Origin of the sequence: Enterobacter sp. Res13-Sevr-PEC09-46 (assembly GCF_015672585.1) — a bacterium.
In the GTDB taxonomy this organism is placed as follows: Bacteria; Pseudomonadota; Gammaproteobacteria; order Enterobacterales; family Enterobacteriaceae; genus Enterobacter; species Enterobacter hormaechei_C.
The window spans coordinates 347676-367342 of the sequence record NZ_JADABR010000005.1; the positions used below are offsets into that span (position 1 = coordinate 347676).

General features: G+C 53.4%; 16 protein-coding genes, 7 tRNA genes and 1 pseudogene. 5 read left to right on the plus strand and 19 right to left on the minus strand.

Annotated elements, in window-relative coordinates:
* Positions 1-36: 36 nt before the first annotated feature.
* The 3 genes from ybeY to miaB form a co-directional block, all read right to left on the minus strand.
* Positions 37-504, minus strand: coding sequence for an rRNA maturation RNase YbeY (gene ybeY, locus IMQ56_RS02910; RefSeq protein WP_017694310.1), 468 nt, complete (start codon positions 502-504; stop codon positions 37-39).
* Positions 501-1547, minus strand: a complete 1047-nt coding sequence (locus IMQ56_RS02915) for a PhoH family protein (RefSeq protein WP_003858674.1) — start codon at positions 1545-1547, stop codon at positions 501-503. Before IMQ56_RS02915 ends, ybeY begins: the two co-directional genes overlap by 4 nt.
* Before the next feature lie 163 nt (positions 1548-1710).
* The gene (miaB, locus tag IMQ56_RS02920) at positions 1711-3135 is read right to left on the minus strand and encodes a tRNA (N6-isopentenyl adenosine(37)-C2)-methylthiotransferase MiaB (RefSeq protein ID WP_017382461.1); all 1425 of its coding nucleotides are present in this window, start codon (positions 3133-3135) and stop codon (positions 1711-1713) included.
* A 135-nt stretch (positions 3136-3270) separates the two neighbouring features.
* On the opposite strand from miaB, the gene ubiF reads away from it, so the two are divergent.
* Positions 3271-4446 carry a 3-demethoxyubiquinol 3-hydroxylase gene (ubiF, locus tag IMQ56_RS02925; RefSeq protein ID WP_196063733.1) on the plus strand — a complete coding sequence of 392 codons (1176 nt, stop codon included), beginning with the start codon at positions 3271-3273 and terminating at the stop codon, positions 4444-4446.
* 102 nt (positions 4447-4548) lie between these two features.
* Here the strand turns inward: ubiF and IMQ56_RS02930 are convergent.
* The 12 genes from IMQ56_RS02930 to nagB form a co-directional block, all read right to left on the minus strand.
* Positions 4549-4623, minus strand: a tRNA-Gln gene (locus IMQ56_RS02930).
* A gap of 34 nt (positions 4624-4657) precedes the next feature.
* Positions 4658-4732: transfer RNA gene (locus IMQ56_RS02935), tRNA-Gln, on the minus strand.
* 41 nt (positions 4733-4773) lie between these two features.
* A tRNA-Met gene (locus tag IMQ56_RS02940) sits at positions 4774-4850 on the minus strand.
* A gap of 17 nt (positions 4851-4867) precedes the next feature.
* Positions 4868-4942 (minus strand) — tRNA-Gln (locus IMQ56_RS02945).
* A gap of 32 nt (positions 4943-4974) precedes the next feature.
* A tRNA-Gln gene (locus tag IMQ56_RS02950) sits at positions 4975-5049 on the minus strand.
* A gap of 23 nt (positions 5050-5072) precedes the next feature.
* Positions 5073-5157: transfer RNA gene (locus IMQ56_RS02955), tRNA-Leu, on the minus strand.
* Between the two features lie 8 nt (positions 5158-5165).
* Positions 5166-5242: transfer RNA gene (locus tag IMQ56_RS02960), tRNA-Met, on the minus strand.
* A gap of 225 nt (positions 5243-5467) precedes the next feature.
* Complete coding sequence (asnB, locus tag IMQ56_RS02965) at positions 5468-7132, minus strand: asparagine synthase B (protein WP_196063732.1); 1665 nt, start codon at positions 7130-7132, stop codon at positions 5468-5470.
* A gap of 250 nt (positions 7133-7382) precedes the next feature.
* A complete protein-coding gene (gene nagD, locus IMQ56_RS02970) occupies positions 7383-8135 on the minus strand; it encodes a ribonucleotide monophosphatase NagD (protein WP_003858667.1) in 753 nt (250 codons plus the stop codon).
* Between the two features lie 45 nt (positions 8136-8180).
* On the minus strand, positions 8181-9401 hold the full coding sequence (locus IMQ56_RS02975) for an N-acetylglucosamine repressor (protein WP_048973820.1): 1221 nt from the start codon (positions 9399-9401) through the stop codon (positions 8181-8183).
* An 8-nt stretch (positions 9402-9409) separates the two neighbouring features.
* Positions 9410-10558 carry an N-acetylglucosamine-6-phosphate deacetylase gene (gene nagA, locus IMQ56_RS02980; protein ID WP_032670349.1) on the minus strand — a complete coding sequence of 383 codons (1149 nt, stop codon included), beginning with the start codon at positions 10556-10558 and terminating at the stop codon, positions 9410-9412.
* Between the two features lie 55 nt (positions 10559-10613).
* Positions 10614-11414, minus strand: a complete 801-nt coding sequence (nagB, locus tag IMQ56_RS02985) for a glucosamine-6-phosphate deaminase (protein ID WP_003858663.1) — start codon at positions 11412-11414, stop codon at positions 10614-10616.
* A gap of 325 nt (positions 11415-11739) precedes the next feature.
* Here nagB and nagE point away from each other — a divergent pair, with 325 nt between their 5' ends.
* Both nagE and glnS read left to right on the plus strand, forming a co-directional pair.
* Positions 11740-13689 (plus strand): PTS N-acetyl glucosamine transporter subunit IIABC, encoded by a 1950-nt coding sequence (nagE, locus tag IMQ56_RS02990; RefSeq protein ID WP_032652976.1) that lies wholly within the window; start codon positions 11740-11742, stop codon positions 13687-13689.
* A gap of 169 nt (positions 13690-13858) precedes the next feature.
* On the plus strand, positions 13859-15526 hold the full coding sequence (gene glnS, locus IMQ56_RS02995; protein ID WP_047063373.1) for a glutamine--tRNA ligase: 1668 nt from the start codon (positions 13859-13861) through the stop codon (positions 15524-15526).
* 260 nt (positions 15527-15786) lie between these two features.
* Here glnS and IMQ56_RS22960 read toward each other — a convergent pair.
* Positions 15787-15885, minus strand: a pseudogene (locus IMQ56_RS22960) (methionine synthase); the annotation flags it as partial.
* Positions 15886-15972: 87 nt separating this feature from the next.
* On the opposite strand from IMQ56_RS22960, the gene chiP reads away from it, so the two are divergent.
* Together chiP and chiQ are read left to right on the plus strand one after the other, a co-directional pair.
* A complete protein-coding gene (chiP, locus tag IMQ56_RS03000) occupies positions 15973-17370 on the plus strand; it encodes a chitoporin (RefSeq protein ID WP_017694280.1) in 1398 nt (465 codons plus the stop codon).
* A gap of 47 nt (positions 17371-17417) precedes the next feature.
* Positions 17418-17744, plus strand: coding sequence for a ChiQ/YbfN family lipoprotein (chiQ, locus tag IMQ56_RS03005; protein WP_032102682.1), 327 nt, complete (start codon positions 17418-17420; stop codon positions 17742-17744).
* Between the two features lie 142 nt (positions 17745-17886).
* Here chiQ and fur read toward each other — a convergent pair whose 3' ends face one another.
* The 3 genes from fur to ybfE form a co-directional block, all read right to left on the minus strand.
* Complete coding sequence (fur, locus tag IMQ56_RS03010) at positions 17887-18333, minus strand: ferric iron uptake transcriptional regulator (protein WP_010428651.1); 447 nt, start codon at positions 18331-18333, stop codon at positions 17887-17889.
* 291 nt (positions 18334-18624) lie between these two features.
* A complete protein-coding gene (fldA, locus tag IMQ56_RS03015) occupies positions 18625-19155 on the minus strand; it encodes a flavodoxin FldA (RefSeq protein ID WP_003858653.1) in 531 nt (176 codons plus the stop codon).
* Positions 19156-19310: 155 nt separating this feature from the next.
* The gene (gene ybfE, locus IMQ56_RS03020; protein ID WP_003858652.1) at positions 19311-19598 is read right to left on the minus strand and encodes a LexA regulated protein; all 288 of its coding nucleotides are present in this window, start codon (positions 19596-19598) and stop codon (positions 19311-19313) included.
* Between the last annotated feature and the right edge of the window lie 69 nt (positions 19599-19667).

Genomic DNA, 19667 nt, shown 5'->3' on the forward strand with positions numbered 1-19667 from the left:
ATGTCCCTGCGCGGCGGCATGGTAGTCAGTGACTGACTATTCTTTCTCGGCAATGTACGGATCCTCATAGCCCAGAGCAAGCATTATCTCTGTCTCGAGGGATTCCATCTCTTCCGCTTCGTCATCTTCAATATGGTCGTAACCCAGAAGATGCAGGCTACCGTGCACCACCATGTGTGCCCAGTGCGCTTCCAGCGGCTTTTGCTGCTCTTTGGCTTCCTGCTCAACCACCTGACGGCAGATGATCAGATCGCCCAGCAGCGGCATCTCAATGCCCGGAGGGGCTTCGAACGGGAAAGAGAGCACGTTGGTCGGCTTATCTTTCCCGCGGTAGGTCAGGTTGAGCTCATGGCTTTCTGCTTCATCCACCAGGCGAATCGTGACCTCTGATTCTTCCTGAAACTGGGGGATAACGGCATCCAGCCATTTCTGAAACTGTGCCTCTTCTGGCATGCCGGAATTATCATCACAGGCCAGCTGTAAATCGAGGATCACCTGACTCATTTCTGTTCATGCTCCTGCGCTTCGCGCTTACGTTCTGCGGCCAGTTCGGCCCTGCGCTTCTGATCTGCCTCTTCCCAGGCCTCATAAGCGTTAACGATACGCGCGACGACCGGATGGCGTACCACGTCTTCACTGTGGAAGAAGTTAAAGCTGATTTCCTCTACCTCGGCCAGGACTTCGATGGCGTGACGCAGACCCGATTTGGTGTTACGCGGCAGGTCAATCTGGGTGACGTCACCGGTGATAACCGCTTTCGAGTTAAAGCCAATACGCGTCAGGAACATCTTCATCTGTTCGATGGTGGTGTTCTGGCTCTCATCCAGAATGATGAACGCGTCGTTAAGCGTACGGCCACGCATGTAGGCCAGCGGAGCAACTTCAATCACGTTACGCTCGATGAGCTTTTCAACTTTCTCGAAGCCGAGCATTTCGAACAGCGCGTCATACAGCGGGCGCAGGTAGGGATCTACTTTCTGACTCAAATCGCCCGGCAGGAAGCCCAGTTTTTCACCGGCTTCAACAGCAGGGCGGGTCAGCAGGATACGGCGGATCTCCTGACGCTCGAGCGCATCAACCGCAGCGGCAACCGCCAGATAGGTTTTACCCGTACCCGCCGGGCCTACACCGAAGGTGATGTCGTGGTCGAGAATGTTGGCGATGTACTGCGCCTGGTTCGGGGTACGAGGCTTAATCACGCCGCGTTTAGTTTTGATGTTGATGGCTTTGCCATAGTCCGGCACGCTCTCCGCGCTCTGCTCAAGCACGCGCGCCTCTTTAATGGCCAGGTGGATCTGTTCAGGTTCAATATCCTGGATCTCACCGCGCATCGGGGCGGTATCAACATACAGGCTGCGGAGAATATCCGCCGCGGCGTTGACGCAGATTGGGCGTCCGGTGAGTTTGAAATGGTTATCGCGACGATTGATTTCGATACCCAGACGTCGCTCAAGTTGTTTGATGTTGTCATCAAACGGCCCGCACAGGCTCAGCAGGCGAGCGTTGTCTGCTGGCTCAAGGCTAATTTCACGCGTATCTATGTTCAAACTGTTCCTCTTTGAGTAGTTAACTGACTCGCCGCCACACGGCGTAATAAAACGGTCATTACCGAAATTATTCACGCCACACAATAAAGGCGCAAGCGTTGCGGTAGATATTGGGGGTGATGAGAGGAAATACAAGGCCTGCCGGACAGGCAGGCCAGAAGGATCAAGGCTGGTAAATACCTACGCCAGAGTCGTTGACTTTGCGGGTGCGAGAGATAACAGATTCCGGCGTCTCGGCAATACGCAGACCCATTTCGTCCTCAGTGCGTACCACCTTCCCGCGCAGCGAGTTCGTGAGTACTTCGACAATCTCGACGTCCACAAACTTACCGATCATGTCCGGGGTGCCTTCAAAATTCACCACGCGGTTATTTTCGGTTCGACCAGACAGTTCCATGACGCTCTTACGGGAGGTGCCTTCCACCAGAATACGCTGGACAGTACCGAGCATACGACGACTCCAGGCGTTGGCCTGCTGGTTGATACGCTCCTGTAGAATATACAGACGCTGCTTTTTCTCTTCTTCCGGCACATCGTCAACCATATCGGCCGCAGGGGTGCCCGGGCGCGCAGAGAAGATAAAGCTGTAGCTGACGTCGAAATTCACCTCGCCGATGAGCTTCATGGTGCGCTCAAAGTCATCAGCGGTTTCGCCAGGGAAGCCGACGATAAAGTCGGAGCTAATCTGGATATCCGGGCGCGCTTCACGCAGCTTGCGGATGGTGGACTTATACTCGAGCACCGTATGTGGACGACCCATCAGGTTCAGCACGCGATCAGAACCGCACTGGATCGGCAGGTGCAGGAAGCTCACCAGCTCTGGCGTATCGCGATAGACGTCAATAATGTCGTCGGTAAATTCCATCGGATGGCTGGTGGTAAAGCGAATGCGGTCGATGCCGTCAATCGCCGCCACCAGACGTAGCAGTTCAGCAAAGCTGCCGGTGGTACCGTCGTAGTTTTCCCCGCGCCAGGCGTTCACGTTCTGACCCAGCAGGTTCACTTCACGAACGCCCTGCGCGGCAAGCTGCGCGATTTCAAACAGGATATCGTCTGCCGGGCGGCTCACTTCTTCACCGCGGGTGTAAGGCACCACGCAGTAAGTACAGTATTTGTTGCAGCCTTCCATGATGGAGACGAAGGCGGTCGGGCCATCAGCGCGCGGCTCAGGCAGACGGTCAAATTTCTCGATCTCCGGGAAGCTCACGTCAACCACCGGGCTACGGCTGCCGCGAACCTGATTAATCATCTCTGGCAGGCGGTGCAGGGTCTGAGGGCCAAAAACGATATCCACATAGGGGGCTCTCTGGCGGATCAGCTTACCTTCCTGCGATGCGACGCAGCCACCCACGCCAATAATCAGGTCCGGATTTTTCCGTTTGAGAAGCTTCCAGCGGCCTAACACATGAAAAACTTTTTCCTGTGCTTTTTCACGAATTGAACAGGTGTTCAGCAGCAGCACATCGGCTTCTTTCGCATTTTCAGTCAGCTGGTATCCGTGGGTGGTATCCAGCAGATCGGCCATCTTCGATGAATCGTATTCGTTCATCTGACAGCCCCAGGTTTTTATATGGAGTTTTTTAGTCATCGACTTGCTCAGCTCAGGATTGCAAGCCGCGTATTGTAATGCTTTGGTGCGGTTGTGACCAGTATGAAGGTTGTCAACCTCAGGGCCGCAAAAATCCGGTAAACTTAAGGTATTCTCCAATAAGGAATAGTGACCATGACACTCCTGAACACCGAAGTTGCCGTTGTTGGCGGCGGTATGGTCGGCGGCGCACTGGCGCTGGGGCTGGCGCAGCAGGGATTTGACGTAACCGTTATTGAACAGGCGGCTCCGCCGGCATTCGATCCTGCCAGCCAACCGGACGTGCGTATTTCCGCCATCAGCGCGGCCTCTGTTGATCTGCTTCGCGGGCTGGGCGTCTGGGAGGCGGTGCTGGCGATGCGCGCGCACCCATACAGCCGTCTTGAAACCTGGGAGTGGGAAAATGCTCACGTGTCGTTTGATGCCGCCGAGCTGAAACTGCCGCGCCTGGGCTATATGGTGGAAAACAACGTGCTCCAGCAGGCACTCTGGCAGGCGCTGGAGGCGCACCCGAAGGTGACGCTGCGCGTTCCGGACTCGCTGAAAGGCCTGCATCGTCATGAGGGCGGGTATCTCCTGACGCTGGACAACGACGATGAGCTGGCCGTGAAGCTGGTGGTGGGGGCGGATGGCGCGAACTCGCAGGTCAGGCAGATGGCAGGCATTGGGATCCATGCCTGGCAGTACCAGCAGTCCTGCATGCTGATCACCGTGCAGTCAGAAAACGCGCCGGGCGAAAGCACCTGGCAGCATTTTACGCCGAACGGCCCGCATGCATTCTTACCGCTGTTTGATAACTGGGCTTCGCTGGTGTGGTACGACAAACCGGCGCGCATTCGACAGTTGCAGGGGCTGTCCATGGATCAGTTGCAGCGCGAAATTCGCCAGCACTTCCCGAGTCGTCTGGGTAACGTGACCCCGGTTGCCGCCGGCGCATTCCCGCTGATGCGACGCCATGCGTTACAGTATGCCCGTGAAGGACTGGTGCTGGTGGGAGATGCGGCGCACACCATTCATCCGCTGGCGGGGCAGGGGGTGAATCTGGGATACCGTGACGTCGATGCGTTACTGGATGTGCTGGGTAACGCTCGCGCCCACGCGGAAGCCTGGGCCAGCCATCAGGTACTGAAGCGCTACCAGACGCGCCGTATGGCGGATAACTTCATTATGCAGTCGGGGATGGATCTGTTCTATGCCGGGTTCAGCAATAATGTTGGTCCGGTGCGTATAGTGCGCAATATTGGATTGATGGCGGCGGAGCGTGCCGGTGGGCTGAAGCGTCAGGCCCTGAAATACGCCCTCGGACTCTGATCTTTATTCCCTCTCCCCGTGGGAGAGGGTGAGGGCATCAGGCCGCACTATTCTGAACAACAAAAACAAAAAAGCCCGCAGAGCGGGCTTGTTTGTTTTAAGTGGCTGGGGTGCAGGGATTCGAACCCCGGAATGCTGGTATCAGAAACCAGAGCCTTACCGCTTGGCGACACCCCAATTGCGTTAAACAAACTGCTTAACGACTTTAAAGTGGCTGGGGTACGAGGATTCGAACCTCGGAATGCCGGAATCAGAATCCGGTGCCTTACCGCTTGGCGATACCCCAACAATGTTCAGTTTACCGAATCGTATTCGATAACATAAATATGGTGGCTACGACGGGATTCGAACCTGTGACCCCATCATTATGAGTGATGTGCTCTAACCAACTGAGCTACGTAGCCAGTACTGCAATCTTCGATGGCTGGGGTACCTGGATTCGAACCAGGGAATGCCGGTATCAAAAACCGGTGCCTTACCGCTTGGCGATACCCCAATACCGCGGAGAACCGCATAATCGAAGAAATATGGCTGGGGTACCTGGATTCGAACCAGGGAATGCCGGTATCAAAAACCGGTGCCTTACCGCTTGGCGATACCCCATCCGTGCAACGCTTACCTGGGAATGGTGCGGGAGGCGAGACTTGAACTCGCACACCTTGCGGCGCCAGAACCTAAATCTGGTGCGTCTACCAATTTCGCCACTCCCGCAAAAAAGATGGTGGCTACGACGGGATTCGAACCTGTGACCCCATCATTATGAGTGATGTGCTCTAACCAACTGAGCTACGTAGCCATCTTTTTTTCGCGTTACCTTATCGGCGTTGCGGGGCGCATTATGCGTATAGACCCTTGCAGCGTCAACACCTTTTTCAATGAAAATAGCCGGAATGTGACTGTTTGGTTAGGTTGCGAACAGCGAGGCCGAATATTCGACAATTATTGGTTATTAATCGATTTTATGCGGAGAAAAGAGAGACAAAAAAATCAGGCCCCGGAGGGCCTGATGATACTCTGAACATTATTTATAGGCAGACTGGTGAACGCCCACCGCGCGTCCTGACGGATCGTTCATCGCTTTGAATGATTCATCCCATTCAATGGCTTTAGCAGAAGAGCAGGCGACCGATGGGCCACCCGGTACGCACTCTGCTGCGCTTGGAACCGGGAACAGCTCCTCAAAGATCTCACGGTACAAATACGCTTCTTTCGAGGCTGGCGTGTTGTACGTGAAACGGAAGCTCGCAGTTTCCAGTTGTTGATCAGAAACCTGTTTCGCCGCCACCTCTTTCAGGGTGTCGATCCAGCTGTAACCCACGCCATCCGAGAACTGCTCTTTCTGACGCCACGCCACGCTCGCCGGCAGGTAGGATTCAAAACATTCTCGCAGGATATGTTTCTCCATTTTGCCGTTGCCGCACATTTTGTCCTGCGGGTTGATGCGCATCGCCACATCAAGGAATTTCTTATCGAGGAACGGCACGCGGGCTTCCACACCCCAGGCGGACATCGCTTTGTTGGCGCGCGCGCAGTCAAACATGTGCAGCGCCTGTAGCTTACGCACCGTTTCTTCATGCAGCTCTTTGGCGTTTGGCGCTTTGTGGAAATAGAGGTAACCGCCAAACACTTCGTCAGAACCCTCGCCGGAGAGCACCATCTTGATGCCCATCGCTTTGATCTTCCGCGACATCAAATACATCGGTGTGGAGGCGCGAATGGTGGTCACATCATAGGTTTCAATGTGATAGATCACATCGCGGATCGCATCCAGACCTTCCTGTACGGTGAAGTGAATTTCATGGTGCACCGTGCCGAGATGATTTGCCACTTCCTGGGCGGCTTTCAGGTCAGGTGCCCCTTCCAGACCCACGGCAAAGGAGTGCAGCTGCGGCCACCAGGCTTCAGAGCGCTCCTGATCTTCCACGCGACGTGCGGCGAATTTCTTGGTGATCGCGGAGATCACGGAGGAGTCAAGACCGCCGGAGAGCAGTACGCCGTAAGGTACGTCTGACATCAGGTGGCTTTTCACTGACTCTTCCAGGGCCTGACGCAGTTCGGCTTTGTCCGTCACGTTGTCTTTCACCGCCTCATAATCAAACCAGTCGCGCTGGTAGTACGGGCGGATCTCGCCGTCTTTACTCCACAGGTAGCTACCTGCCGGGAACTCTTTGATGGTGCGGCACACCGGTACCAGGGCTTTCATCTCTGAGGCAACGTAGAAGTTGCCGTGCTCATCGTGTCCCATGTACAGCGGGATAATTCCAATATGGTCGCGGCCAATCAGGTAAGCGTCTTTTTCGCTGTCGTACAGGGCGAAGGCGAACATCCCTTGCAGATCGTCGAGGAACTCCGGGCCTTTCTCCTGATACAGCGCCAGGATCACTTCGCAGTCTGAGCCGGTCTGAAACGCGTAGCGATCGCCGTACTCGGCGCGCAGCGCCTGATGGTTGTAAATTTCACCGTTAACAGCCAGCGCGTGCGTTTTTTTCTCGTTATATAGCGGCTGTGCGCCAGCGTTGACATCAACAATGGAGAGACGTTCATGAGCCAGAATCGCTTTATCGCTGGCGTATACGCCTGACCAGTCCGGACCGCGATGGCGCATCAGGCGGGACAATTCGAGTGCTTTTTTACGCAGTTCGCCCGCGTCAGTTTTAATATCCAGTACGCCAAAAATAGAACACATAACCTTCTCCGTTAACCCTGTTGCGTTGTGATGTTGCTTGCTTATGAAAATGCCGCAAAAGGGGGAGGGGGCGCAAGCGTTTTACCGATGAAAACGTAAAAAGTGCAATGGCGATTGCCGAATCTTAAAAAAAGAGTATGTCTTAAGCAATTCTATTGATGATTTCTCAATGAAGGGCTGATTTCGTTAGATGAAGTGATGTTTTCAGACGGCAGAAATGAAAAACCACGCCCTTAGGCGTGGTTCTGAATCAAATAACGTCGATTTCGTCGACAGAAGGGTAAATCCAGCTTGGTCGGAACGGCATCGTATCAATGTCATCAAGCTGTGAAACGCCAGAAAGCACCAGGATGGTTTCAAGCCCCGCCTGGAAGCCAGCCAGAATATCGGTGCGCAGGTTGTCGCCCACAATGACGGTTTCTTCTGAGTGTGCCTGCATCGTATTCAGTGCGGCGCGGATAATCCACGGGCTCGGTTTACCGACAACAAACGGCTTACGACCCGAGATTTTTTCGATACCGGCGCACAGCGCACCGCAGGCGGGATAAAAACCACGACCGTGCGTGTCCGGGTTGGTGGCGATAAAACGCGCACCGTTGGCGACAAAGTAGGCTGCCTTATGCATCATCTCCCAGTTAAAGGAGCGCGTCTCGCCCACGATGACAAAATCCGGGTTTACGTCGGTGATGGTGAAGCCCGCTTTATACAGCTCGTGGATCAGCGCACCTTCACCAACGACATAGGCTTTTTTGCCTTCCTGACGCTTCAGGAAATCCGCGGTCGCCATCGCAGAGGTATAGAACACGCTGTCCGGGACGTTGACGCCTGCGGTAGCAAAGCGGTTTGCCAGATCCTGACCAGTCTGTGAAGGGTAGTTCGTGAGAAGAACCAGTGGCATTCCTTTGTCGATGATGCGGTGAAGAAACTCCGCAGCACCCGGCACGGCAACGTTGTCGTGCATCAGCACGCCGTCGATATCACAAATTACATTCTTAATGGTCATGGACAATCCGACATCAAAAAAAGAAGGCGTTACTATAAGGTCCGATCAGGATTCCAGCAAATGTTGCAGCAGGATCCCGTTGAGCATGGCACGTTTTACCAGGGCGAATGCGCCAATTGCCGAGCGGTGATCGAGCGTAGATCGCACCACCGGCAAATTCTGGCGAAATGCCTTCAGCGCCTGGGTATTGATGCAGCCTTCAATGGCGGGCAGTAACACTTTTTCGGCTTCAACGATCTCGCCGGCAATCACCACTTTCTGCGGATTAAACAGGTTGATGGCAATGGCGATGGTCTTACCCAGGTGGCGTCCTACCTGTTCGATCACTTCGCAGGCCAGCGCATCGCCTTTGTTTGCCGCTTTGCAGATGGCGCCGATCTTACAATCTTCCAGCGTGACGCGGCTCTGGTAACCCTGCTCCAGCAGATGGCGAACGCGATGTTCAATGGCGGCATTGGCGGCAACGGTTTCAAGACAGCCAAAGTTACCGCAGTGGCAGCGCTCGCCAAGCGGTTCCACCTGGATATGACCAATCTCGCCTACGTTACCGTTACGGCCAATAAAAATGCGGCCATTCGAGATGATGCCCGCACCTGTACCACGGTGAACGCGCACCAGAATAGAGTCTTCGCAGTCCTGGCTCGCACCAAAGTAGTGCTCCGCCAGCGCCAGCGAGCGAATATCGTGACCAACAAAGCAGGTCAGCTTGAAGCGCTTTTCCAGCGCCTCAACCAGCCCCCAGTTCTCTACCTTAATATGCGGCATGTAGCGAATAACGCCGCTTTCCGGGTCAACCAGGCCGGGCAAAATCACCGAGATGGCGATGAGTTCACGGATCTTGCGCTGACAGCTTTCGATAAACTGCGCAATGGTATTCAGCAACGCATGTTCAAGCGTCTCCTGCGTGCGCTCAGGAAGGGGGTAGTGTTCTTCGGCAATGGCCTTGCTGCTCAGATCGTAGAGCGTAAGCGTGGTGTCATGACGTCCTAAGCGAACGCCAATGGCCTGAAAATTGCGGGTTTCCGTGACGATGGAAATCGCGCGGCGGCCCCCGGTGGAGGCCTGCTGATCGACTTCTTTGATCAGGCCGCGCTCAATAAGCTGACGTGTAATTTTTGTCACGCTGGCGGGAGCAAGCTGGCTTTGTTCGGCTATCTGAATGCGTGAGATTGGCCCGTGCTGGTCAATCAGGCGATAAACCGCCGCGCTGTTAAGTTGTTTAACGAGATCGACATTACCGATTTGAGCTTGTCCGCCTGGTGTCATACTTTTACTTACTCAGTGACGACCTCGTTACCATTAACGATGGTCTTAATAATTTTATAATCGTGTGTGAACGCCGTCAGGTTTGCAACCATACCTGGCGCAATACCGCCGAGCTGTTTATCGACGCCAATGGCGCGCGCCGGATAAAGCGTGGCCATGCGCAGCACTTCCTCAAGCGCGATGCCGCAATGTTCAACGAGGTTACGTACCCCTTCGATCATCGTCAGAGAAGAACCGCTCAGCGTGCCGTTCTCATCCACACACAGTCCATTCCGGTAGTATATTGTTTTACCAGCAAAAATGAACTGCTCAATATTCGCTCCTGCCGGAGCGGTAGCATCCGTTACCAGGCAGAGCTTGTCGCCTTTCAGACGCTTGGCGTTGCGGATGTTGGTGTAATCGACATGCAAGCCGTCGGCGATAATGCCGCAGTAGACGTCTGGTTCATCCAGAATGGCGCCAACCAGTCCCGGTTCGCGGCCAGTAATATAGGGCATCGCGTTATAAAGGTGTGTGGCAAACGTAATGCCTGCGCGGAAACCGGCCTTCGCCTCTTTCAGCGTCGCGTTCGAATGGCCCGCAGACACCACAATCCCGGCGGCGGCCAGTTTGCTGATAACGTCCGTGCCGGTCATTTCCGGGGCCAGCGTTACTTTGGTGATCACATCGGCATTGGCGCACATGTAATCCACCAGCTCGGCATCCGGTTTGCGCACGTAGTTTGGGTTATGGGTGCCTTTCTTGACCATATTCAGCCATGGTCCTTCCAGGTGCAGGCCCAGCGCCTGATTCGGATGTTTTGCCAGGTATTCGCGCATGACGCGGATACCCTGTTTCATCAGGTCATCGCTGCTGGTGATCAGCGTTGGCAGATAGCTGGTGCAGCCCGATTTCTCGTTGGCTTTTTGCATGATTTCCAGCGTTTCAACCGATACCGCCTCTGCGGTATCGTTAAACTGGACACCGCCGCAGCCGTTGAGCTGTACGTCGATGAAACCGGGGGAGATTACTGCTCCATTGAGGGAACGCTGTTCGATCTCCGGCGGCAGTTCCGCCAGCGGGCAAACACGTTCAATCAGGCCATTGGCGATTACAATCGCATGGTCATCCAGAATTTCATGGCCGGTATAAATCCGACCGTGGGTTAAAGCGTACATATCGACCCCCGGTTAAAAAAGCGACCGCCCCGGATATAAAGAGGCGGTTATTCAATTACAGACCTTTGATGTTCTCAGCTTCCAGCTCGTTGAAGTATTTCAGCGTTTTCACTTTCAGCTCCATGGTGGACGGTTCGTCACACACGACAACCGCTTTTGGATGCAGCTGTAAGCAGCTGATCGTCCACATATGGTTCACGTTGCCTTCAACGGCAGCCTGAAGCGCTTGCGCTTTCACCGCGCCCAGCACCAGAATCATCACTTCTTCGGCATCCAGCAGCGTGCCCACGCCCACGGTCAGCGCGTATTTAGGCACCTGATTGACGTCGCCGTCAAAGAAGCGGGAGTTAGCCACGCGCGTATCATGGGTCAGCGTTTTAATACGGGTACGGGAAGCCAGTGAAGATGCCGGTTCGTTGAACGCGATATGACCATCGTTGCCTACGCCGCCCATAAACAGGTGGATTTTACCGTAGGAACGGATTTTTTCTTCATACTGACGGCATTCTGCGTCAATATCAGGCGCGTTTCCATTCAGCAGGTTAATGTTTTCAGCCGGAATATCAACGTGATCGAAGAAATTACGGTGCATAAAGCTGTGGTAACTTTCCGGATGTTCCTTCGGCAGGCCGACATATTCGTCCATGTTGAAGGTCACAACGTGTTTAAAGCTAACCTGGCCCGCTTTGTGCATTTCAACCAGAGCTTTATACGCGGTCAGGGGCGTGCCACCGGTTGGAAGACCGAGAACGAAAGGACGATCGGCTGTTGGTTTGAATGCGTTGATGCGGTTAACGATATGACGAGCAGCCCATTTTCCGACTTGTTCAGCTGTTGCCAGGGGAATCAGTCTCATTATTCACCTCTAAAGTTTAAGTAAAAGTGGGCGGATGATTAGTGCAACCTGAACTAAGCGTAACCTGGAACCTTTCAGGCCGGATCAATCCGTCTTGATTTTTTGAATGATAAAATAAGTTTTCGTCGTTAGCCAGTGAAAGGGAGGGTTTAATACGATATTTGGTGACAATAATCACAAAAAATAGGTGTTTAATTTGCGATACGAATTAATTTTTCACACACTCACACTGCCAGTGAATCATCAACTGTATCTATCGTTCGTGACACAATAAAAACATAGTTTATGCGCGAGTCTTAACAAAGGGTCTCGTAGGGGGAATAGGATGAATATTTTAGGTTTTTTCCAGCGCCTCGGTAGGGCTTTGCAGCTCCCTATCGCCGTGCTACCGGTTGCAGCGTTGCTGCTGCGATTCGGGCAACCCGATCTTCTTAACGTGCCGTTTATCGCCCAGGCAGGCGGCGCAATTTTTGACAACCTGGCGCTGATTTTCGCCATCGGTGTGGCGTCAAGCTGGTCAAAAGACAGCGCTGGTGCCGCGGCACTGGCAGGGGCTGTCGGTTACTTCATCCTCACGAAAGCGATGGTAACCATCAACCCTGAAATCAATATGGGTGTGCTGGCAGGTATCATTACCGGCCTGGTGGGTGGCGCCGTGTACAACCGTTGGGCAGGTATCAAACTTCCTGACTTCCTGAGCTTCTTCGGCGGTAAACGTTTTGTGCCGATTGCGACGGGCTTTTTCTGTCTGATCCTCGCCGCCATCTTTGGCTACGTTTGGCCACCGGTGCAGCATGCTATCCATGCGGGTGGCGAGTGGATCGTGTCTGCGGGCGCAATGGGCGCGGGCATCTTCGGTTTCATTAACCGTCTGCTGATCCCAACCGGTCTGCATCAGGTACTGAACACCATCGCCTGGTTCCAGATTGGTGAGTTCACCAACGCGGCCGGCGCGGTATTCCACGGTGATATCAACCGCTTCTACGCAGGCGACGGTACCGCGGGCATGTTCATGTCTGGCTTCTTCCCAATCATGATGTTTGGTCTGCCTGGCGCGGCGCTGGCAATGTACCTGGCTGCGCCGAAAGCGCGTCGCCCAATGGTTGGCGGGATGCTGCTGTCCGTTGCGATCACCGCCTTCCTGACCGGCGTGACCGAGCCACTGGAATTCCTGTTCATGTTCCTGGCTCCGCTGCTGTATCTGATGCACGCGATCCTGACCGGTATCAGCCTGTTCGTCGCCACCCTTCTGGGTATCCATGCTGGCTTCTCCTTCTCCGCAGGCGCCATCGACTATGTGTTGATGTACAACCTGCCGGCGGCAAGCAGCAACGTCTGGATCCTGATGGTGATGGGCCTGATCTTCTTCGTTATCTACTTCGTTCTGTTCAGCGCGGTTATTCGTATGTTTAACCTGAAGACGCCGGGCCGCGAAGATACGAAAGATGATGTTGTGACCAGTGAAGCCAACAGCAATACCGAAGAGGGTTTAACCCAGCTGGCAACCAACTACATTGCCGCTGTGGGTGGCACCGACAACCTGAAAGCGATCGATGCCTGTATTACCCGTCTGCGTCTGACCGTAGGTGACTCCGCGCGCGTGAGCGATGCAATGTGCAAACGCCTGGGTGCGTCTGGTGTGGTGAAACTGAACAAACAAACCATCCAGGTAATCGTGGGTGCGAAAGCCGAATCTATCGGCGATGAAATGAAAAAAGTGGTTGCCCGTGGGCCGGTCGCTGCCGCCTCAACGGATAACGCGGCAGTGGCTGACGCGCCGGTTGCAAAACCGCAGGCTGTGCCAAACGCGGTGACCATCGCTGCGCTGGTTTCTCCGGTGACAGGTGACGTTGTTGCGCTTGAGCAGGTGCCTGACGAAGCCTTCGCCAGCAAAGCGGTCGGTGACGGCGTGGCGGTGAAACCAACGGACAAAACCGTGGTCTCTCCGGCTGCCGGTACTATCGTGAAAATCTTCAACACCAACCACGCGTTCTGCCTGGAAACGGAAAAAGGCGCGGAGATCGTTGTCCATATGGGTATCGATACCGTTGCGCTGAACGGTCAGGGCTTTACTCGTCTGGTGGAAGAGGGGGCTGAAGTGGCGGCAGGTCAGCCGATTCTGGAAATGGATCTGGACTTCCTGAATGCCAACGCGCGCTCCATGATAAGCCCGGTCGTGTGCAGCAACATCGACGACTTCAGCGGTCTGGTGATCCAGGCGCAGGGTCAGGTGGTTGCAGGCCAGACGCCACTGTATGAGATTAAAGGCAAGTAATCGCTCCTGAGTAGAGTTATGCCTTTAGCGGCGGGGGATATCCTCCGCCGCTTTTTTTTGCAGCAATTGCCCCCATTATTTTCTTCCGGGACGTTTTAAGGGTTGTCACTACGTCCGGCTTATAAGATCATATGCCGTTATACGTTGTTTACGCTTTGAGGAATCCACGATGAGTGAGGCAGAAGCCCGCCCGAGTAACTTTATTCGTCAGATCATCGATGAAGATCTGGCCAGTGGTAAGCACACCACAGTCCACACGCGTTTCCCGCCGGAGCCAAATGGCTACCTGCACATTGGTCACGCCAAATCGATCTGCCTGAACTTTGGTATTGCGCAAGATTACCAGGGGCAGTGCAACCTGCGTTTCGATGACACCAACCCAGTAAAAGAAGACATCGAATACGTTGAGTCGATTAAAAACGACGTGCAATGGCTGGGCTTCAACTGGTCTGGCGATATCTGCTACTCCTCAGACTACTTCGATCAGCTGTATGCCTATGCGGTTGAACTGATTAACAAAGGTCTGGCATACGTCGACGAATTGTCTGCTGACGAAATCCGTGAATACCGCGGTACGCTGACTCAGCCTGGTAAAAACAGCCCGTTCCGCGATCGTAGCGTGGAAGAGAACCTGGCGCTGTTTGAAAAAATGCGTGCCGGTGGCTTCGAAGAAGGTAAAGCGTGTCTGCGTGCCAAAATCGATATGGCGTCTCCGTTCATCGTGATGCGCGATCCGGTGCTGTACCGCATTAAGTTCGCTGAACACCACCAGACCGGTAACAAGTGGTGCATCTACCCGATGTACGACTTCACCCACTGCATCAGCGATGCGCTGGAAGGCATTACGCACTCTCTGTGCACGCTGGAATTCCAGGACAACCGTCGTCTGTACGACTGGGTGCTGGATAACATCACCATTCCTGTGCATCCGCGTCAGTACGAGTTCTCTCGTCTGAACCTGGAATACACCGTGATGTCCAAGCGTAAGCTGAACCTGCTGGTCACCGACAAGCACGTTGAAGGCTGGGACGACCCGCGTATGCCGACCATCTCTGGCCTGCGTCGTCGTGGCTATACCTCGGCGTCCATTCGTGAGTTCTGCAAACGTATTGGCGTTACCAAGCAGGACAACACCATCGAAATGGCGTCTCTGGAATCCTGCATTCGCGAAGACCTGAACGAAAACGCGCCGCGCGCGATGGCAGTGATCGATCCAGTGAAACTGGTCATCGAAAACTATCCGCAGGGCGGAAGCGAACTGGTCTCGATGCCTAACCATCCGAACAAACCGGAAATGGGCACCCGCGACGTGCCGTTCAGCGGTGAAATCTGGATCGATCGCGCCGACTTCCGCGAAGAAGCGAACAAGCAGTACAAGCGTCTGGTGCTGGGCAAAGAAGTGCGTCTTCGTAACGCCTATGTGATCAAAGCCGAGCGCGTAGAGAAAGATGCGGAAGGTAACATCACGACCATCTTCTGTACGTACGACGCAGAGACGCTGAGTAAAGATCCGGCGGATGGCCGTAAAGTGAAAGGTGTGATCCACTGGGTGAGTGCGCAGCATGCGCTGCCGGTTGAGATCCGTCTCTACGATCGTCTGTTCAGCGTACCTAACCCAGGCGCTGCGGAGGACTTCCTGGCGGTTATCAACCCTGAGTCGCTGATTATCAAGCAGGGGTATGCCGAGCCGTCTCTGAAAGCCGCTGAAGCCGGTAAAGCGTTCCAGTTTGAACGTGAGGGTTACTTCTGCCTGGACAGCCGTTACAGCACGGTGGAAAAACCGGTATTTAACCGTACCGTCGGTCTGCGTGATACCTGGACTAAGATCGGCGAATAATCACGCTGGCATGGTCAATGAGAAACAAACGCCGCGTAATGCGGCGTTTTTTTATTTAACGATCATGTCGTTAAGCATCGGGATGATGAATTAAAGCCAACATTCCAGGTCAATGTGGTGCTACTTATTTTATTTAAAAAAGTTTGTTGTTTTCCAAAAACAGAAACGCTGAAAAATATATTCACAATATCAATGTTACTTACTGAAAATTAGCGTATTCCCCCGCCAGTACTTGCTTCCCGGTAAATGTTACAAAGCACTACGAAATATGTGCTCTTCGTCATAATCCTGAGTTTTGCCTGATTAAAAGCATTGATAATTCGCGTCGCGAAAAATAACCTAAAGACGGTAGTTAATTCGAGGGTATTTCTGACTACCCCTGACCACTTGGTCTTTTCTGTTTTTCGCCGTTTAAGGCGTTTTAATTCGTCAAAGAGGAATAATCTATGCGTACGTTCAGTGGCAAACGTAGTGCGCTGGCGCTGGCTATCGCCGGTGTGACAGCAATGTCGGGCCTGGTGGTTGCGCCAGAGGCAAAAGCAGCAGGTTTCATCGAAGATTCCACCCTCACGGGCGGTATTTATTACTGGCAGCGTGAGCGTGACCGTAAAGACGTCACTGAAGATAAATACAAAACCAACCTTTCTCACTCGACCTGGAACGCTAACCTTGATTTCCAGTCGGGATATGCCGCCGATATGTTCGGGATCGATATTGCAGCGTTCACCGCAATTGAAATGGCCGAAAATGGCGACAGCGGCCATCCGAACGAAATTGCGTTCTCCTCCAGCAATAAAGCCTACGACGAAGACTGGTCCGGCGATAAAAGCGGAATCAGCCTGTATAAAGCGGCTGCAAAATTCAAATATGGTCCGGTCTGGGCGCGTGGAGGTTATATCCAGCCAACCGGCCAGACGCTGTTAGCACCGCACTGGAGCTTTATGCCAGGTACCTATCAGGGTGCGGAAGCCGGTGCTAATTTTGACTACGGCGATGCGGGGGCGTTGAGCTTCTCCTATATGTGGACCAACGAGTACAAAGCGCCGTGGCACATTGAGATGGACAAGTTCTATCAGAACGATAAAAAAACCAAAGTTGATTATCTCCACTCGCTGGGGGCGAAGTACGACTTCAAAAACGATCTGGTGCTGGAAGCTGCTTTTGGTCAGGCTGAAGGCTATATCGATCAGTACTTTGCTAAAGCCAGCTACAAATTTGATATCGCGGGTAGCCCGCTGAGCACCAGCTATCAGTTCTACGGTACGCGCGACAAAGTCAGTGATGGCAGCGTAAATGATATCTATGACGGCACCGCGTGGTTACAGGCGCTGACCTTCGGCTACAAGGTAGGTCAGGTTGATTTACGTCTGGAGGGAACATGGGTCAAGGCAGAAGGGCAGCAGGGCTACTTCCTGCAACGTATGACGCCAACCTACGCCTCTTCCAATGGTCGTCTGGATATCTGGTGGGATAACCGCTCTGACTTCAACGCCGACGGCGAAAAGGCGGTCTTCTTCGGCGCAATGTATGACCTGAAGAACTGGAACCTGCCTGGCTGGGCAGTGGGTGCGTCCTACGCGTACGCCTGGGACGCGAAGCCAGCAGATATGGCTACGCCAGACGCCTACTACGATCCGAATTACCGTCTGAAAGAGTCTTCATACAGTCTGGATGCGATTTACACCCTTCAGGAGGGCCGTGCGAAAGGCACGATGTTCAAACTGCACTTCACCCAGTATGACAACCACTCCGATATCCCGAGCTACGCGGGCGGTTACGGCAACATCTTCCAGGATGAACGTGACGTGAAATTCATGGTCATTGCGCCATTCACAATCTTCTGATGAATACGCAGGCGGGCGAAATCCCGCCTGCATGGAGACTGCATATGATGAAAAAAATGGTAATCGTTGCGCTGCTGGCATCGGGGCTGGTGGCGTGTGCGCAGGATCAGGCGCAGAAAGAAGACTCCCGTCTGAAGGAGGCGTATAGCGCCTGCATCAATACAGCACAAGGATCGCCAGAGAAGATTGAAGCCTGCCAGAGCGTGCTGAATGTGCTGAAAAAAGAGAAAGCGCATGAGCAGTTTGCGACGCAGGAAAATGTTCGCGTGATGGATTACCAGGCCTGTATCCAGGCGCGGAAAAGCGGTAACGATCAGGAAGTGGCGAAGCGTTGCGATAAGATCTGGGACGAGATTCGCAATAACAATAAATAAGTTGCTTTATGCCCGGTGGCGCTGCGCTTACCGGGCCTACAACGGTGTCACAGCCCGTAGGCCCGGTAAGCGCAGCGCCACCGGACTTTTTTCAGGCAAAAAAAAGCCAACCTTACGGCTGGCTCAGAGTATGAACACGATATTATTTCGCGTCGTGCGCGTGGTCGTCTTCGCGGCAATCGCCTTCAGCGCAGTGACCGTACAGGTACAGGCTGTGGTTGGTCAGGCGGATGCCATGACGGGCGGCGATTTCACGCTGGCGTGATTCAATGGAATCATCGCTAAATTCAATGACCTTGCCACAGTCGAGGCAGATCAGGTGATCGTGGTGATGCTGCTGAGTCAGCTCGAACACGGATTTACCGCCTTCGAAATTATGACGAGTAACAATGCCCGCGTCATCAAACTGGTTCAGCACACGATAGACGGTTGCCAGCCCAATCTCTTCACCCATATCGATAAGACGCTTATAAAGGTCTTCCGCACTGACATGGTGATTGTCTGGCCCCTGAAGCACTTCAAGGATTTTTAACCGAGGAAGCGTTACTTTCAGGCCAGCTTTCTTTAATGCGGTATTGTTGTCAGTCATGCGGAATCTGTCCTGTTGCTAAACGATTCACTTCAAAAGAAGAAGTGACAGAAAATGCACTTGGGATAATGCGTCTCATTATAGAACTGCCATGGCTAAATGAAAACTGCAAGTCTCAAGCAAAGTATGCTTATAAAAACGTGGTATCACCAACAAACTTGTTCGATGGCACCCACTTTTTACCAGGGGGATATTGTACAGGTCTGGGCGAAAAAGTTAAAAGTTTGTAGCAATTAATTTAATCGGTTTTACCTGGAAAACGGGCGCAACCGGAGTTGCGCCGCAGGGATATCAGGCGTTAAGGATATCGTCCAGGTTCAGCTCTTCACGAACCTGCTTAACCCATTTTTCTACACGCTCAGCGGTCAGCTCTGGCTGACGGTCTTCATCAATGGCCAGGCCAACGAAGTGATCGTCATCTGCCAGACCTTTGGACGCTTCGAAATGGTAACCCGCCGTTGGCCAGTGACCGACGATCGCCGCACCGCGTGGCTCAATGATGTCGCGAATAGTGCCCAGCGCATCACAGAAATACTCAGCATAGTCTTCCTGATCGCCACAGCCAAACAGGGCAACCAGCTTGCCGTTGAAGTCTACTTCTTCCAGCGTCGGGAAGAAATCGTCCCAGTCACACTGTGCTTCACCGTAGTACCAGGTCGGGATGCCCAGCAGCAGGATGTCATAGCCCTCGAGATCTTCTTTGCTGCTCTTGGCGATGTCATGCACATCAGCAACGTCTTTACCGAGCTGTTTTTGAATGTTTTTTGCGATATTTTCAGTATTGCCGGTATCACTGCCAAAGAAAATGCCGATGATTGCCATGAGTAAAATAACCTCTTGAAACTTAATGGTATGGTGGCGCAAATTGTCCACGGATAAGGGCAATAATAGCAGAACAGGCAACCCTGCGGAAACAGCTATCACGCAGGACTGCACTCTGTGCTACATGAAAAAGGTAATATTGGGGATTTTCTGACTCACGCCTTGCCGCGTAACGTCTCAAGCTGGGCGATCAGCATCTCTTCGATCAGTTCGCTGCGGCTGATGTTGCGCGCGTCAGCTAACTCGTTAAGCGCATCGACGGCATCGGCATTAAGCTTCAGTTCGACACGCTTAAGCCCACGATTTTTATCGCGTTTAAGCTGGTTGCGTTTATTGATACGCAGCTGTTCATCGCGCGAAAGCGGATTCGTTTTCGGTCGTCCCGGTCGACGCTCATTCGCGAACAGATCTAGTGTCGTACGGTCCGTTTGTTCTTTGGCCATGATTCTGAGACTTCGGGGGAAACACGCCGCCCTGCTAATGCCCGGGCGATAAGCGCGCCATCATACATC

What these genes read in the sequence shown, in the direction of transcription:
- ybeY (WP_017694310.1), bottom strand. Translation starts at nt 504, where the DNA reads ATGAGTCAGGTGATCCTCGATTTACAGCTGGCCTGTGATGATAATTCC.
- miaB (WP_017382461.1), bottom strand. Translation starts at nt 3,135, where the DNA reads ATGACTAAAAAACTCCATATAAAAACCTGGGGCTGTCAGATGAACGAA.
- ubiF (WP_196063733.1), top strand. Translation starts at nt 3,271, where the DNA reads ATGACACTCCTGAACACCGAAGTTGCCGTTGTTGGCGGCGGTATGGTC.
- asnB (WP_196063732.1), bottom strand. Translation starts at nt 7,132, where the DNA reads ATGTGTTCTATTTTTGGCGTACTGGATATTAAAACTGACGCGGGCGAA.
- nagD (WP_003858667.1), bottom strand. Translation starts at nt 8,135, where the DNA reads ATGACCATTAAGAATGTAATTTGTGATATCGACGGCGTGCTGATGCAC.
- IMQ56_RS02975 (WP_048973820.1), bottom strand. Translation starts at nt 9,401, where the DNA reads ATGACACCAGGCGGACAAGCTCAAATCGGTAATGTCGATCTCGTTAAA.
- nagA (WP_032670349.1), bottom strand. Translation starts at nt 10,558, where the DNA reads ATGTACGCTTTAACCCACGGTCGGATTTATACCGGCCATGAAATTCTG.
- nagB (WP_003858663.1), bottom strand. Translation starts at nt 11,414, where the DNA reads ATGAGACTGATTCCCCTGGCAACAGCTGAACAAGTCGGAAAATGGGCT.
- nagE (WP_032652976.1), top strand. Translation starts at nt 11,740, where the DNA reads ATGAATATTTTAGGTTTTTTCCAGCGCCTCGGTAGGGCTTTGCAGCTC.
- glnS (WP_047063373.1), top strand. Translation starts at nt 13,859, where the DNA reads ATGAGTGAGGCAGAAGCCCGCCCGAGTAACTTTATTCGTCAGATCATC.
- chiP (WP_017694280.1), top strand. Translation starts at nt 15,973, where the DNA reads ATGCGTACGTTCAGTGGCAAACGTAGTGCGCTGGCGCTGGCTATCGCC.
- chiQ (WP_032102682.1), top strand. Translation starts at nt 17,418, where the DNA reads ATGAAAAAAATGGTAATCGTTGCGCTGCTGGCATCGGGGCTGGTGGCG.
- fur (WP_010428651.1), bottom strand. Translation starts at nt 18,333, where the DNA reads ATGACTGACAACAATACCGCATTAAAGAAAGCTGGCCTGAAAGTAACG.
- fldA (WP_003858653.1), bottom strand. Translation starts at nt 19,155, where the DNA reads ATGGCAATCATCGGCATTTTCTTTGGCAGTGATACCGGCAATACTGAA.
- ybfE (WP_003858652.1), bottom strand. Translation starts at nt 19,598, where the DNA reads ATGGCCAAAGAACAAACGGACCGTACGACACTAGATCTGTTCGCGAAT.